This window comes from Caballeronia sp. SL1002 (assembly GCF_057814995.1).
This window is the reverse complement of sequence record NZ_JBYMUW010000002.1, coordinates 2,439,530-2,453,993: the sequence shown is the minus strand read 5'-3', so window position 1 is coordinate 2,453,993 and position 14,464 is coordinate 2,439,530. Positions and strand designations below refer to the sequence as shown.

Below are 14,464 nucleotides of genomic sequence, written 5' to 3'. Positions count from 1 at the left end.
GACGAGTAGGCGCGTACATACAATGCTGATTGCCGTGAAAGAATGGGTACGGCACTGGAAAGGGGCGCGGCCTGAATCGTATTCCTCATCTTGTAATAAAATTGACTGCGCATATCAATGCGATCATGCGTCGCACAACTGCATTCTCGCTTAAATTCCGCGCTTTAATTTATTGCGGCCCTGCTTATCTCCGCCAATCGTTAGTCATATCGGGCTATCGCACACGAGCGGGCGTTCGCGAACCTGCGCCGGCCGCGCAAATTCGCAAAAAGTCCACGCTCGGTCTCAGTGCGCTTCGCCGCCACGGCCCTTCGCGACCGTGGGCACGCCGAATCCGAAGATCGTCAACGCGCCGGGCGCGCTGCTGCTCGCCGGCGTCCAGGCGCTGACACCGGCCGTGCGCTCGACGTCCGGCGAAGCGGGCGCCGCATGGTTCGCCGTTTTGGTCGTGTGGGCGGCGTGTCTGGTGCGCGGCGTTTGCGCGGCCTCCAGCGTGCGCGTCGATCGACGATGCGAATTCGCGCGCTGCAGAAGCGTCCCGGCCTCGCTGCTGCTCACGTCGATGGCCTGCGCCGCATTCGCGTGGCGCCGCATGCAACCCCACGAACGCGTGCGCTCGCATGACTCGGCACGTTGTAGCGCGATGTCGCGCTTGCGTTCCTGCCGCACGAGATCGAGCCTCGCGCGCTGCAGTTCGGCGTCGATGTCGCTTCCCGGCGGCAACGCGGTGATCTGGTCGCGAGCGGCGGCGAGATCGCGGCGGGCCAGCGCGGCGCGCACGGCGGACGCTTCGTCGGCGGCGAGCGGGACAGACGCCGCAATCGGCGCCTGGGCCAGCGCGGGCGCGGCGAGCGATTCGATAGGCGGCGCGATGGGTGTCATTGGCGGGATCGGCGCGATTGACGGGATCTGGAGCATGGGTCCCGTCGGCATCGCGAGTACGGCGGGCGGCGCGACGGATGCGCCCACCAGCGGCGCGGCCGCGATGCTGCCGGCTGCGCTCTTGACGTCGGATTCCGGTGTTGCCGTGCGCGCGGGCGCTCGCGGCACCTGCAGCGCCATCATCCCGACCAGTGCAAGTGCGGCCACGCCCGCCACCGCGAGCGCGATCGCCAGCGGACGCACGACGCCGATCCCCGGTTGCCGCATCGCCTGGCTTTCACTGAGGCTCGGATACGCGATATCCCCCCGTACCCGGCGCGAGAGCACGCGTGCCACCGCGCCCTTCGGCTTGCTATCGAAGCTGGTTCCGAGCGTCCCGCCAACCTGGCCCGAATAGTTCTGGCGCGGTGCCGCATCGGCGCTGACGAGCACATCGGCCGCGTCGCGCGAAGCGGCTGGATCGGCGGTGCCGCAATGCGGGCAATGGTCGGTCTGGTCGGCGAGCGAGCCGCCGCAGCGCCGGCAAATCAGGCCATATGTCGATGCAAACAAATGAGTTCGAACCATCTTTTCAAGCTCCCACGGCGGAGGTGGCCGCGATTGGCCGTTATCTCGATCGACCTCGTTACGCGCACCGGCCACGCGAACTAATCCGGTTTCTGACAATAAGACATATCGTATGGAGTAACCCCCACGATGGGAATTACCCTGTTACACATCGCGAAACGTCCGATACCACGAATAGCGCGGGCCACCGTCAGGCTTGTTAGTTGACCGACACGAGCATGGTCGTGGTGACTAGCCTCCGTCGTGGCGTACCGCACAAAAGGAGTCCAAAACCTCCGCACGGAATCGTGAGCGGGTCTTGCCGGACGCGTTTGGTTGACGCGTTCGAGAAGCGGCCGTCGCACTTCGCAGAAGAAATGCGCTTACGACGGCTGCAGTTTCACTGTAGTTGCAAACAAAAACAACCGAGAGTGCTCCTTGAAACTAAAGATTATCCTGGCAGACGACCATCCGTTCGTTCTGCTAGGCATCCGCGCGACGTTCAACATGGACGAAAGCCTGGAAGTCGTGGGTGAAGCGACCAGTGCAACGGCGCTTCTCGCGTTGCTCGCCACCACGTGTTGTGACGTGCTCGTTACCGATTTCGCCATGCCCGAGCACGGCTGCCGCGCCGACGACGGCCTGCGCCTCATCCGGCGTGTGCGCCGCGACTGGCCGGACGTCCGCATTGTCGTGCTCACCAGCATGAGCAATGTCGCGATCCTTCGCTCCATCCTCACGGCCGGTGCGATGAGCCTGTTGAACAAGGTGGAATCGATGGAAGAACTGGCGTCCGCCGTTCGGTCCGCCGGGCTCAACCGCCGCTATCTTAGTACGTCGATCGTCGAAGCGCTGGCCGTGGCCGGCGCGGAAACCGACGCGCTCGCCGCGAGCCCGCGCCTTTCGCCGCGCGAAGTCGAGGTCGTCCGCATGTTCGCGAGCGGACTCTCCATCACGGAAATCGCCCGGTCGCTCGATCGCGACGTGCGCACCATCAGCCGCCAGAAGCGCGACGCGATGAGCAAACTTGGCGTTCAGAACGACCCCGGCCTTTTCGCGTTCGCACGAGCGCACGGACTGACGTGATGGCGCCCGCATCCGTCCCGCTTCTCTCTTTCCCGCGACGCCGCATGCCGCTTTTCGTCCATCCCGGTCGTGCAGGTCGTTCGATTTCAACGCAAGCCAAGATCCAGCGTAGCGCGCCGGCCTGCCGCGCCTCCACGCAAGCGGAACCAGGAGCAGGGACATGAACGCGCTCACACAGAGAATCCGCCTGGCAATCGCCGACGACCACCCCTTGGTCCTCCTCGCCGTCGAGCGGTTGATCGCCAATTTCCCGAACATCGAGATCGTCTGCCGCGCGTCCGACTCGACCCGCCTCGGCGAGATGCTCGAGTCGCTCAAGTGCGACGTGGTCGTCATGGACTTCTTCATGCCGGGCGGCCGCTACGGCGACGGCGTCGCGCTGATCCGTCATCTGGCCGAGCGCTACCCGAAAATGGCGATCGTCGTCCTTTCAATGATGACCGACACCGATCTGATCGCGCAGGCGCTCGAGGCGGGCGCGAACGCGATGGTGAGCAAGCAGGACCGGCTCGAACTGATCTACCTGGCGATCATTTCGGTGCTCGCGCACGAAGACTATCTCGGGCCGTCGGTGCGCTCGCTGCTCGCTGACGCCAACGTTGCCAGCCGCGTCGACCTCATCCGCCAGAAACTCACTCGCCGCGAACTCGACGTGCTCGCGCGTTATGCCAAAGGCGGCAACGTCACCGAGATCGCGAAGGAACTCGGGCGCAGCGTGAAGACGATCAGCGCGCAGAAGTGCGCCGCGATGCGCAAGCTCGAACTCGCAACCGATGCGGACCTTTATCGCTTCGCGTTCGACAGCGGCCTTCTGCAAACACAGCGAAGCGCGGCCTGAGTCGGGGACATCCATGGACACAAAAATAAAAATAATCGTCGCGGACGACCATGTCGTCGTGCGCGAGGGCATGCGGATCTGGCTCACGCGCGACCCGCGCTTCGACGTCGTCGAGACCGCCGCGGACGCCGTGACGCTCGCCGACGCGCTCGATCGCGTGCCATGCGATTTCGTCATTTCCGACGTCGGAATGCGGGGCATGAACGGCGAAAACAACGCCATCGCCCTGTTGCGCCGCGTGTTGCGCCACAAGCCGCGGCCTCATGTGATCGTCGTGACGATGATCGCCCAGGCGCAAATGCTGGCCGGGTTGTTGCAAGCGGGCGTGGAAGGCATCGTCGACAAACGCGACGGCATGCATGCGCTCAACGAGGCGATCGACGCCATTCTTCGCGGCGAATGTTTCGCGTCGGCGCACGCGAGCGCGCTGCTCGGCGACGACCCGTTCGCCATGCCGGCGCGCGCCGGCGTGCTGAGCGCGCGCGAGTGGGAAGTTTTCCAGCTCTACGCCAGCGGCCTTCCGGTGGCGAGCATCGCCCAACGGCTCGGGCGCAGCAGCAAGACCATCGGCACGCAAAAGCGCAACGGAATGCGCAAACTCGGCCTCGAAACCGAACACGATCTGGTGGGATATCTGAGACAGATCGGTCTCGCGTGAAGGAGTAGAGAAAATGCTTAGGATCATTTAAGACTGATCCTATTCGAATCCATTCGCACCGGCCGCAAACTCAGATTCCAAAAAAATCCGAAACGACGCCGACCTGAGCGACGTTGCGGCATGGCCAGCGATTGCTGGAAGGGGCGCTAAATTGATCAAACGACTCACGGCCGAATGTTCGGGAACCTTCTGGCTCGTGTTCATCGGCTGCGGCTTTGGCGCTTTCAACGTCGGGCATTTCGCTGGCGGACGCGCGTCGTTCGCGCAGCCGGTCGCGTTTGGTCTGGCATTGACGACGGCTTCCTACCTTTTTCGCCCCATTTCGGGCGCGCACTTCAATCCTGCCGTCACGGTCGCCTTGGCCGTCGCCGACCGCTTTCCGGTTCGCGATCTCGTTCCGTACATGCTCGCGCAAATTGCCGGATCGATCGCGGCGGCGGTACTGCTGTTTTATCTCGCCGACTTCCAGCCGGCGCGCGAAATCGTCGAATCGAGCTTTGCCGCGAACGGTTACGAAGCGCACTCGCCGGCTCACTTCCGCCTCAGCGCCGCGCTCGTGATCGAAATGCTTGGAACCTTCGCGTTTGTCACCGGACACATGGCGGCGTTCGCCCGGCGCTCGACGGGCCTTGCCGCGTCGACGATCGTCGGCTTGATGCTGATGCTGGTGTATTTCGTCGCGAGCCCGATCACCGGCGGCTCGATGAATCCGGCGCGCTCGACCGGCCCGGCGATCGTGATCGGCGCATGGGCGCTCGACGAACTCTGGCTGTTCTGGGCCGCGCCGCTCGGCGCTGGTGTGCTCGCCGGTCTCTGCTATCCCATTCTTTTCGAATCGCGCGCTGGGAACCCATCGCTAACGCCGCACGACACTCCGTTTTGAACGCCTGGATCCGCGCCCGGCGAACCCCTGCTTACTTGTTCCGCATGATGAACCTGTTGTCCCGAATTCTCCTCGTCGTGCTGATGCTGTGCGGACAACACGCATTCGCCGATCCGCTTCGCGCCAATCTGTCGCGACGCTCGCTCGACGAGTACGCCGTGCTGACCGTCGGCGTGCTCGCGGGATCTACGTCGCCTAAGCCCGACGCCGCCGATCCCCTCAGCAAAGGTGAAGAAGCACTGCGCGAAATAAGCGGATCGAAAGCGCGGTTCGAAATCCGGCGCTATCCGAACATGGCCGCATTGGTCCGCGCGGCGTGCGCGGGCGAAGTCGACGTAGCCGTGAGCGTGCCGCGCGCCGCCGATTCGTCGCGCTGCCTGACATTCACGGTGCCGTTCGCGTTCGACAACGCGGTGGTGATCGCGCGCCCGGACGAGGTCGACGCGGTCGCCTCGGGCGCCATGCGTGGCGCGGTGGTCGCCGTCGAGGCGGGCCTGGCGCTTGAACGAAGCGTCCAAGAACGTTTCCCCGACGCACGCATCTTCTCGTTCGAAAATCAGGCTGCGGCGTTGCGCGCGGTCGAAAACCGTACGGCGGATATCTATCTTGGTGCCGACGCCAGCCAGTTCGCCGACACGCAGATATCAGCCTCGCTCGTTGTCGTGCCCGCTCAAAAGGGCGAGTTGAACGAAGCGCGCTTCGCCGTTCCGCGTGGCCGCGTCGCACTTCGCGACGATCTCGACGAGCGGCTCTTGACGATGCACACGGCCCGGCTGAATGATTTGCGCACGAGCGCGCTCGCCGGATCGCATCGCGGCGCGAGCGGTTCGGGGTCGCTCGTGCTGAGTCCCGAGGAGCGGCGCTACCTCGCGTCGCTGCCGGCTTTGTCGGTCGGGTTCGACGCGAGTTGGGCACCTTTCACCTATGTCGGCGCCGATGGCAACCCGAGCGGTATCGTAGAGGCGTATCTCGTCTATTTGTCCAGGACGCTCGGCGTCAATTTCGAGCATCGCGTCCTGCCGGATTCAGCCGCGACGACGTCCGCGTTTCAACAAGGCGCGATCGACGTGCTGGTTACATCGCAACTCAACCGCGCACGGCTCGCGGGCGGAATTCCGACCGAATCGTACGACAGTTATCCACTCGTGCTGGTCGGGCGTAATGCGCCGGGCACGCGGCGCACGCTGACCGACAAAACGATCAAGCGGGTCGCCGCGACCGAGCGGCTCGTGTCGAACGGTCGCATCGGCAACCTCGCGCCGCAAGCCGAAATCGTCGTGGTGCCGAATCTGTCCGCCGGTTTAGGGCTAGTCGCCGCGGGCGGCGCGGATGTGTTGATCGGCGATCTTGCGGCGGTCGATCTGGCGCTGTCCTCGCATTACGGCGATCAGTTGAAAATTCTCGGTCCGGCGGGCGAATTCGAGCGGCTCGGGTTCGCGCTGCGTCCGCGATACAGCGCGCTCGTTCCGCTGATCGACCGCGCGCTGCGCGCGATTCCCGAGGCCGATCGCGATCGCATCACCGCCGCGCGCCAGGAGGCGTTCGCGAAGCCGCAGGGCGGCTGGAGCGTGAACGCGCTGCGGCTGCTGCCCGCGCTGATCGCCATCGCCGTTGCGCTCGCGGTCACGTTGCGCGCATTCGTGTTGCTGCAGCGCGAAGTCGCGCGCCGTATCGCCACTGAGCAGCGGCTCGCAATGCAACTCAGCTTCCAGCAGACGATGATGGAAGTCGTTCCATATCCGCTGGTCGCGAAGGATCTGGATAACCGGTATATCGCGGTGAATCGCGCGTTCGAGGAAACGCTCGGCGTGAAGCGGGAGGATATCGTCGGGAAAACGACGCTCGAGGTGCAGACGTGGGGGCCGGAATATGGCGAGCAAATGCATGCGCTGGTGGCGTCGAGCATCGAGAACGGCCGGCGCGAACAGGCGGAAATCGAGTTCCGCGACCGCCATGGCGCGCGCCGCCACGGACTTTTCTGGACCGGGGCGTTTGCCGCTTCCGACGGCGAGATGGCCGGCATCGTCGGCACGATGATCGACATTACCGATATTCGCGACGTGGAGATGCGCGCCCGCGAAACCGAGCGCCGGCTGCACGACGTCACGCGCACGCTGCCGGCTGTCGTGTTCCAGTTGCGGCGCGCGCCGGATGGCTCGTACTGCTTCCCCTACATAGGCGGCGACACGCGGCAATTGTTCGGCGTCGATCTCACCACGCTCAGCCCCGAGCAACTGGCGACGCTGCCACAGATTCATCGCGACGACAAACGCGCGCTGCGCGAGCTGATCGAGCGCTCGGCCGTGACGCTCGAACCCATCCATACCGAGTTCCGCTCCACCGCGGTCGATGGCGGCCGCTGGGTGCGCTCCGACCTCGTGGCGCGCCGCGAAGCCGATGGCTCGGTGGTGTGGAGCGGCTACTGGGTGGACGCGAGCGTGGAACGGGCGCGGGCCGACGAACTTGCTGGCGCGCGTGACGCCGCCGAAGCCGCATCGCGCGCGAAGGACGATTTCCTCGCGATGATGAGCCACGAAATCCGGACGCCGATGAATGGCGTGCTCGGGTTGGTCGAAGTGTTCGAGAACACGCCGCTCAATTCCGATCAATCGCACATGCTCGGCATGATTCAGGAATCCGCGAGCGCGCTGCTGCAGATCCTCGACGACCTGCTCGACTATTCGAAAATAGAAGCGGGGCGGCTCACTATCGAATCGACGCCGATCGACCTGCGCGAGCTGGTTGACAACGCTGTCGGCCTGCTCGCCGGCCGCGCCCATGAAAAGGGCTTGCGCGTGCGCGTGGACGTGGCGCCCGAGGTGGCGGCGAGCGTGCGCGGCGACAGTGTGCGCTTGCGCCAGGTGCTCTTCAATCTGCTGAGCAACGCGATCAAGTTCACGATGAAAGGCGAAGTGGGCGTGAGCATCCGGCTCGCCGGAAGCGCGGAAGGCGTGCAGAGAATCCAAATGTCGGTCGAAGACACCGGAATCGGTATTGCGAAGGAGGCGCAGGCGAGCCTTTTCGAGCCGTTCGTACAAGCCGAATCGTCGACCACGCGGCGCTTTGGCGGCACCGGTCTCGGCCTCACGATTTGCCGTAAACTGGTCGAGTTGATGGGCGGCTCGCTTGCGCTCGAAAGCGAACTCGGCGTCGGCACGCGCATGGTCGTCGGACTCGCGATGCCGGTCGATACGATGCACTATCAAATCGACGGATCGCGCGGGAAGAAAGGCGTGATTGCCATCGACGACAAGAAAGTCGCCCGCGCGCTTCTGGATTTCGGTCAGGTGCTGGGACTCGTGTTGAACATCGTGCCACGGCTCGATGCCAACGCACTCGAAGGCGTCGATCTCGTCTTTCTGAGCGACGGCCATACGATCGATGTGCCGTCCAATTGCCGCGTGATCCACGTCACGGAGAAGCCGAAGCCGACCGGCTACCGCATTCTCGAAAACGATATTCGCGTCAGCGTGAATCCGATTTCCTGGCGTGGCCTGGGTGCTGCTTGCGTCGCCGCGCTGACCGGGTTGCCGCAGATCGTATCGCGGGCCGGCGCGGTCGAAACGCGCACCGTGCCGCCGGACCGTGACCTCGCGCTGAGGACCGGGCGCCTCGTGTTGGTCGCGGAAGACCATTCAGTCAATCAGGAACTCATCCGGCAGCAATTGGCGCTGCTCGGTTTTGCGTGCGATGTCGCGCACGACGGCGTCGAGGCGCTTGCCGCGCTCGGCAATACGCGATACGGCTTTCTCATCACCGATTGTCACATGCCGAACATGACGGGCTACGAACTCGCGCGCCGGATCCGCGCGAGCGAGATCGGCAGCGGCAGGCGCTTGCCGATCCTCGGAATTACGGCGAGCACCGCGCCGGAAGAGCTGACGATGTGCCGCAAAGCCGGCATGGACGATTGCCTCATCAAGCCGACCCGGCTCGCGACGCTGCGCGATCACCTGAACCGCTGGCGCACGGAGGATCCGGTCGCGCCCGCGATGGTCGAGATCGTGCCGACCGCGGTCGAGCCGTCCGCGTCCATCGCCGATGGCGAAGTCGATCTCACCCACATGACTCAGTTGTGGGGCAGCGAAGCCACGGTGAAGGCGCTGCTTGACGCCTTCGTTTCGTCCTTCCGCGACGACCTCGCAGCGCTTCGTCCGCTGCTCGATCGCGGGACGGTGGAGGCGCTTCGGGAGTGGCATCATCGTGTGGTCGGGGCGGCGAACGTGCTGCAATACCGGCCGCTGTTGGAACAGCTCGAAGCATTTCGGAGCGGGTTGCGCGAGAAGACGGTGGCGCAGCGGCGCGAGGACGGCCACAAAGTAATTGCGCGTTGCGAGGCGCTGCTGGACCGTATCGAAAATCAGTGTGCCGCGATGGCTTGACCGCGCGCAAATGCAAATAGGCGGCTTTGGGCTAAAGCCGTTCAGTCGCTTAACTGAACGGCATCAGGCTTTGAAGCCGCCTTTTTTGCGTCGGAGCCTGTCAGCCGGCTGCGACCGTTTCGTCCTGCAGCGGAACCTGTGAAATCGATCGGCCACGGAAATGCGCGATCGTGAAATCGACGAAAGAACGCGTCTTTGCCGACACATACCGCCGCCCGGGATAAACCAGCGATATCTGTTTGTCGGCGTCCTTGACTGCATAGCCGGTGAGAATCGGCACGAGCGCGCCCGCTTCGATGTCTTGTGTCACGTGGCTCTCCGGCAGCACCGCGATCCCCATGCCGGCAAGCGCCGCCTGACGCAACATCTGCACGTTGTTCACCGTGTAGCCGGGGTCGATGAGAACTTGCTCGTCGCGGCCCTCCGGCGACGTGAAGGTCCACGTCGTGCCATGAATATCCGAGGACGGCGCGAGGAAAACGTGCCTGACGAGGCTCGCCGGACGATTCGGCGTGCCGAACTCGGCGAGATAGCCGGGCGCGGCGACGACGACCGGGGTGATCGTTACCAGCGGCCGGTTGATCAGCGTGCCGCTCGTCACGAGCCGCGGCACGACGATGCCGACATCGAACCCCTCGTCGACGAGATCCACCGGGCGATGCAGCAGCGTCAGACGCAGTTTCACCTCGGGATATTTGCTCTGATAGGCGCGCAGGAGCGGAGTGAGCCCGAAGAGCGAAAACGACGCCGATGCCACGAGCTTCAACGTGCCCGAAGGTTCGACGGCGCTTTGCGAGATCATCGATTCGATCGCTTCCACCTGTTCGAGCACGGTTTTACAGCCCTCCGCGTAGGACTGGCCTGCCTCGGTCAGCGAAACGCTGCGCGTGGTGCGGTTCAGCAGCCTCGTATTGAGATGGGCTTCGAGCAGCGCGACGTAGCGCGTGACGACGGCATTCGACATTTCAAGCACTGCAGCGGCGCGCCCGAACGATCCGGTCTCGGCCACTTTGAGAAAGACCCGCATCGCTTGAAGTTGATTCATGGTTCTGCCTAATCGGAGGCGGCCGGACGGCCAAGCTGCGGTCCGGTCCACGCGGGCGCGATCTTATCGAGCGACTTGTGCACTTCCTATCCGAATAATCCTATCTTTTGATGTTCAAAATTGAATGGCACTGTCGCATGCTTGCAACGTTGAAAAGTATTTAGTAATCCGTAGATAATTTTAGGATAAGAAGAAACCTAGATCGGATAAGCGTTGTGCTCATTGCCTCGTGCATATTTCGATTAATTCGAAATGATTTTTGTGTGTGCTGGTGTGGTTTGACGAAAAGCCGCCGCCCTAAACTTTGGCCTGCCGAATAACGGTGACCGGCGAGTCCGGAAACGAAGCGCCTCGCTCAGGCGGCCCGGCGCTGGGTTATGCAACCAATCGAGTCATCAGACTCATCCAAAGGATCACACATGAAAAAGACTCTGATTGTCGCGGCCGTAACCGCTTCGTTCGCGACCGCCGCGAGCGCGCAAAGCAGCGTGACGCTCTACGGTCTCGTTGACGCAGGTTTCACCTATGTGAACAACGAACTCAGCATGGCGTCGAGCCAGGCAAACCACGGTTCGCGCTTCAGCGTGAACGGCGGCAACATGCAGCAAAGCTTCTGGGGCATGCGTGGTCGCGAAAGCCTCGGCGGCGGTACGTCGGCGGTGTTCACGTTGGAAAACGGCTTCGACGTCGCCAATGGTCAATCGACCAATGGCCGCGCGTTCGGCCGTCAGGCATTCGTCGGCCTGTCGAACAATCAGTACGGCACGCTTACGCTCGGTCGCCAGAACAATCTGGTCGCGGATTATCTCGGGCCGCTGACGGCAACGGGCAGCTTCGGCGGCACGTACTTCGCGCATCCGTTCAACAACGATCAAGCCAACGCCGATCAAGCGGCGCATCTGAACAACTCGGTCAAGTATCAAAGCGCGAATTATGCGGGCTTGACGTTCGGCGGCGAATACGGTTTCTCGAACGCAGCCGGCGCTTTTGCTGCTAACCGTGCTTATAGCTTCGGCGCGGGTTATGCGAACGGCCCGTTCAAGGTCGCTGCAGCCTACTTGCAAACGCAGGCAACGAATTCGCGCAATGCGAACGGCGCCATTCAGGACCCGGCCCTGAGCGTGACGCTCAACGGCGGTACGCAGCAGCAATTGTCGCTGACGTCGGAATCGAATCGCACGTATGGCGTGGGTGGCAGCTACGACATCGGCGCGGCGACCATCGGCCTGGACTGGACCCAATCCCGCCTGCAGTTCGGCTATGCGGACAGCTCGCTGCGTTTCAACAACTACGAAATCAACGGCAAGTATGCGTTGACGCCGGCCCTGTTGATCGGCGCTGCGTACACGTACACGGAATCGAAGCTGGGCGCACCGGGCGAGCGTAACGAGCGTCACGGCCGCTGGCATCAGTTCGGCCTGACGTCGGATTACTCGCTGTCGAAGCGCACGGACATCTACGCCGCAGCGGTCTACCAGAAGTCGAACAACGAGACGGCTTCGGAAATCTCCGGCACGAACGCACCGTCGGCGAGCACGAACCAGGTTGTAGTGACGACGGGTATTCGTCACCGCTTCTAAAGTGGTTGAAGGTTAGCCACGAAGAAGGCGCCGCGAGGCGCCTTTTTTGCATTCGAAGCTCGCGTTCGCTTCGCCGCGCCGATCCTGACGCAAATGCACTAACATGGAACGGGCGACGCGGGAGGAGACCTGTGTCGGACGCCTTCGCAAACCGGAGAACCACCATGAGTTCAAGAACGAAGCTTCGCAATGTCGCGCTCGCCGTGATGTTGAGCGCCATTGCGCCGGCCGCGGCTTTTGCGGATACCGTCGCGTTGCACGCCAATTTGCAACCGTCGAGCGAAGTGCCGCCGCGGGTAAGCAAGGGTCACGGCGAGTTGAAAGCGAGTTTCGATACCGAAACGCGGATGTTGACCTGGACCGCGACTTACGACGCGCTGACCGGTCCCGCGACGATGGCGCATTTTCACGGTCCCGCGCCGGTCGGGCAGAACGCGAAAGTTCAGGTGCCGATCGCGAAGAGCGCGCTGGAAAGTCCGATCAAAGGTCAAGCCACACTGACCGACAGCCAGGTCACCGATCTGATGGCCGGGCAGTGGTACTTCAATGTTCATACCGAGCAGAATCCGGCGGGCGAAATCCGCGGCCAGTTGTTGCCGCCGAACTAGCCGGCCGCGCTGGCTTTTAGAACCGCGCTTCAGGTTTCCCCGACGACAACCGCACGTACCATAAAAGGTCCGTCGTTTGAGTCGGCATTTACTGGAGCGGTTTTCGATGAGTTGGCAAAGCGCGTTGGCTTGCTGGTTTCTCCGTCGGCGGTTTCGTCCCGAAACGGCGAAGCCAGGGATTGATGTCGAGCGGGCGCGTGCCTACACCTCGAAGCGCGCGTGGTCGCCGAAGGTGCCGGCGGGCTGGCGGCTGACGGAGCACTACAGCGCGACCGACGCACCGTTGCGCGGCGAATGGCTCGCCGCCGACATACCGCAGCGCACGACCATCTTCTATCTTCACGGCGGCGGCTATTATTTCTGCTCGCCGCGCAGTCATCGCGCGCTCGTGTTCGCCCTGGCAAAACGCGCCGATGCGCGCGCTTTTTCACTCGATTACCGTCTCGCGCCGGAGCATCGCTTCCCGGGCGCGCTCGATGACGCCATCGCCGCGTATCGCGCCGTGCTCGCCAATGGCGTCGATCCGCGATCCATCGTGATCGCGGGCGATTCGGCGGGAGGCGGTCTCGCGCTCGCCACCATGTTCGCATTGCGCGATGCCGGCGATCCCTTGCCAGCCGGCGCTCTGCTGTTTTCGCCGTGGACGGATCTCGCGGCGGCCGGAGCGTCGATCACGACGAACGACCGCCAAGATCCGATGTTCCACGGCGCGGCGATCGTGCGCGCGGCGCAGGTTTATCTGGGCGACGCTAACGCTACAAATCCGCTGGCGTCGCCGGTTTATGGCAATTTCGACGGTTTGCCGCCGCTTTTCATCCAGGCGGGTAGCACGGAAGTGCTGCTCGACGATTCCACGCGCGTCGCCGAACGCGCGCGTGCGGCGGGCGTCGAGGTGGATCTGGAAATCTGGCCCAAGATGCCGCACGTCTTTCAAATGTTCGCGCCGTTCATGCCCGAGGCAAACCGCGCGCTCGATCACGCTGCGCAGTTCGTCCGGCGCGTCGTCATGGTCGATGCAACTCATCGCGCGGCCGAAACGTCCACGGTTTGATAGGCGCGCTCGACGGCGAGCTGGCCGTATTGGCGCTCCAGCCGCCGCACGGTGAAGTGGCCGTGCGCCATCTGCTGAAAATGATCGATGAACACGGTGTTCACCATCGCGCCGAGCACCGCGCCGATCGCCGGGATCGACTTGGCCGCGACCTGTTCGGTCACCTGCACCGAAAAGCGTGAGGCCACGGTGTGCAGGAATTTGAGCAGCGCGGTCGAGCCGTGGCTGCTCAACCCCTTCGCGGCGATCTCGCTCGTCGCCTTGGATACCGACTGCGCCAGCGCGCCGCGCACGATGAAATAGCCGAGATCGGCGTTGTCGTCGGCGCTCGACGGGCCGCCCATGCCCAAGACGGTCAGACACTGCAATTGCGTTTCGATCAGCCGGATGTCTTCGCCTTCGCTGCGCGCGATGTCGCAGATCGAGCGGAACATCAGCGTGGTCGTGACCGGCAACTCCACCGGCAGCGCGAACAAGCCGAACGCGCCGCCCGCCGCGCCGGTCGTGGCGACCGCCAGCTTGTGCATCAGGTTGTGCGGCCGGTCGGGCGGCGGCGCCATCAGCGAATCGGCGGGACCGCTTTTGCCTAACGTGCGCAGCGCGAGTTGCAGGCATTTTTTCAGCGCGGCCTGCGTGGCATCGTCGATTTTCTCCTGCGCCACATTTGGCATTTTCGCCATGAGTTTCTCGATCGGCGCGCCGACGACGCTCGCCAATTTCATCGTGAGAGACGGGCTTTCCAGTTCTTCGCGGGCGCGGCGCAACGCGGCGAGATCGCCGGCGGTCAACGGGGAAGAGGCGATCGGCGTCGGTTCCATGTTCATTTTTCTAGAAGAAGTTAGCGGGGTTCCACGAACAGCTTAGAGCGTTTCACCATGCTATGATTCAACTTCAATTGACAAGTC

The 14,464-nt window shown here is 63.4% G+C and carries 11 protein-coding genes; 8 read left to right on the top strand and 3 right to left on the bottom strand.

All coding sequences use genetic code 11. The annotated features are described in order from the left end of the window. Nucleotides 1-285: 285 nt before the first annotated feature. Nucleotides 286-1,449 carry a hypothetical protein gene (locus tag AC3D25_RS13760; RefSeq protein ID WP_488888923.1) on the bottom strand — a complete coding sequence of 388 codons (1,164 nt, stop codon included), beginning with the start codon at nucleotides 1,447-1,449 and terminating at the stop codon, nucleotides 286-288. Between the two features lie 417 nt (nucleotides 1,450-1,866). On the opposite strand from AC3D25_RS13760, the gene AC3D25_RS13755 reads away from it, so the two are divergent. The 5 genes from AC3D25_RS13755 (at nucleotide 1,867) to AC3D25_RS13735 (ending at nucleotide 9,275) form a co-directional block, all read left to right on the top strand. Further along, nucleotides 1,867-2,514: a response regulator gene (locus tag AC3D25_RS13755; protein WP_488888922.1), complete on the top strand. Its 648-nt coding sequence runs from the start codon at nucleotides 1,867-1,869 to the stop codon at nucleotides 2,512-2,514. Between the two features lie 160 nt (nucleotides 2,515-2,674). Continuing rightward, nucleotides 2,675-3,352, top strand: a complete 678-nt coding sequence (locus AC3D25_RS13750) for a response regulator (protein WP_488888921.1) — start codon at nucleotides 2,675-2,677, stop codon at nucleotides 3,350-3,352. Nucleotides 3,353-3,365: 13 nt separating this feature from the next. Then, the gene (locus AC3D25_RS13745) at nucleotides 3,366-4,010 is read left to right on the top strand and encodes a response regulator (protein ID WP_488888920.1); all 645 of its coding nucleotides are present in this window, start codon (nucleotides 3,366-3,368) and stop codon (nucleotides 4,008-4,010) included. Nucleotides 4,011-4,161: 151 nt separating this feature from the next. Further along, nucleotides 4,162-4,893 (top strand): aquaporin, encoded by a 732-nt coding sequence (locus AC3D25_RS13740; RefSeq protein WP_488888919.1) that lies wholly within the window; start codon nucleotides 4,162-4,164, stop codon nucleotides 4,891-4,893. A 47-nt stretch (nucleotides 4,894-4,940) separates the two neighbouring features. Next, nucleotides 4,941-9,275 carry an ATP-binding protein gene (locus AC3D25_RS13735; RefSeq protein ID WP_488889695.1) on the top strand — a complete coding sequence of 1,445 codons (4,335 nt, stop codon included), beginning with the start codon at nucleotides 4,941-4,943 and terminating at the stop codon, nucleotides 9,273-9,275. A gap of 100 nt (nucleotides 9,276-9,375) precedes the next feature. Here the strand turns inward: AC3D25_RS13735 and AC3D25_RS13730 are convergent, their stop codons facing one another. Next, on the bottom strand, nucleotides 9,376-10,320 hold the full coding sequence (locus AC3D25_RS13730) for a LysR family transcriptional regulator (protein ID WP_488888918.1): 945 nt from the start codon (nucleotides 10,318-10,320) through the stop codon (nucleotides 9,376-9,378). Between the two features lie 419 nt (nucleotides 10,321-10,739). Between AC3D25_RS13730 and AC3D25_RS13725 the strand changes: the two genes are divergently transcribed. The 3 genes from AC3D25_RS13725 (at nucleotide 10,740) to AC3D25_RS13715 (ending at nucleotide 13,559) form a co-directional block, all read left to right on the top strand. Beyond that, entirely contained in the window at nucleotides 10,740-11,900 is a 1,161-nt protein-coding gene (locus tag AC3D25_RS13725) for a porin (protein ID WP_488888917.1), read from the top strand. A gap of 164 nt (nucleotides 11,901-12,064) precedes the next feature. After that, nucleotides 12,065-12,508 (top strand): CHRD domain-containing protein, encoded by a 444-nt coding sequence (locus AC3D25_RS13720; RefSeq protein ID WP_488888916.1) that lies wholly within the window; start codon nucleotides 12,065-12,067, stop codon nucleotides 12,506-12,508. 106 nt (nucleotides 12,509-12,614) lie between these two features. Then, a complete protein-coding gene (locus AC3D25_RS13715) occupies nucleotides 12,615-13,559 on the top strand; it encodes an alpha/beta hydrolase (RefSeq protein ID WP_488888915.1) in 945 nt (314 codons plus the stop codon). Here AC3D25_RS13715 and AC3D25_RS13710 read toward each other — a convergent pair. Next, nucleotides 13,529-14,377 carry an EcsC family protein gene (locus AC3D25_RS13710; RefSeq protein WP_488888914.1) on the bottom strand — a complete coding sequence of 283 codons (849 nt, stop codon included), beginning with the start codon at nucleotides 14,375-14,377 and terminating at the stop codon, nucleotides 13,529-13,531. The two genes, AC3D25_RS13715 and AC3D25_RS13710, sit on opposite strands and share 31 nt — an antisense overlap. Nucleotides 14,378-14,464: the final 87 nt, after the last annotated feature.

Bases quoted from the DNA above. Each gene is read 5' to 3' on its own strand.
- AC3D25_RS13760 (WP_488888923.1), bottom strand. From the start codon at position 1,449: ATGGTTCGAACTCATTTGTTTGCATCGACATATGGCCTGATTTGCCGG.
- AC3D25_RS13750 (WP_488888921.1), top strand. From the start codon at position 2,675: ATGAACGCGCTCACACAGAGAATCCGCCTGGCAATCGCCGACGACCAC.
- AC3D25_RS13745 (WP_488888920.1), top strand. From the start codon at position 3,366: ATGGACACAAAAATAAAAATAATCGTCGCGGACGACCATGTCGTCGTG.
- AC3D25_RS13735 (WP_488889695.1), top strand. From the start codon at position 4,941: ATGAACCTGTTGTCCCGAATTCTCCTCGTCGTGCTGATGCTGTGCGGA.
- AC3D25_RS13730 (WP_488888918.1), bottom strand. From the start codon at position 10,320: ATGAATCAACTTCAAGCGATGCGGGTCTTTCTCAAAGTGGCCGAGACC.
- AC3D25_RS13725 (WP_488888917.1), top strand. From the start codon at position 10,740: ATGAAAAAGACTCTGATTGTCGCGGCCGTAACCGCTTCGTTCGCGACC.
- AC3D25_RS13720 (WP_488888916.1), top strand. From the start codon at position 12,065: ATGAGTTCAAGAACGAAGCTTCGCAATGTCGCGCTCGCCGTGATGTTG.
- AC3D25_RS13715 (WP_488888915.1), top strand. From the start codon at position 12,615: ATGAGTTGGCAAAGCGCGTTGGCTTGCTGGTTTCTCCGTCGGCGGTTT.
- AC3D25_RS13710 (WP_488888914.1), bottom strand. From the start codon at position 14,377: ATGGAACCGACGCCGATCGCCTCTTCCCCGTTGACCGCCGGCGATCTC.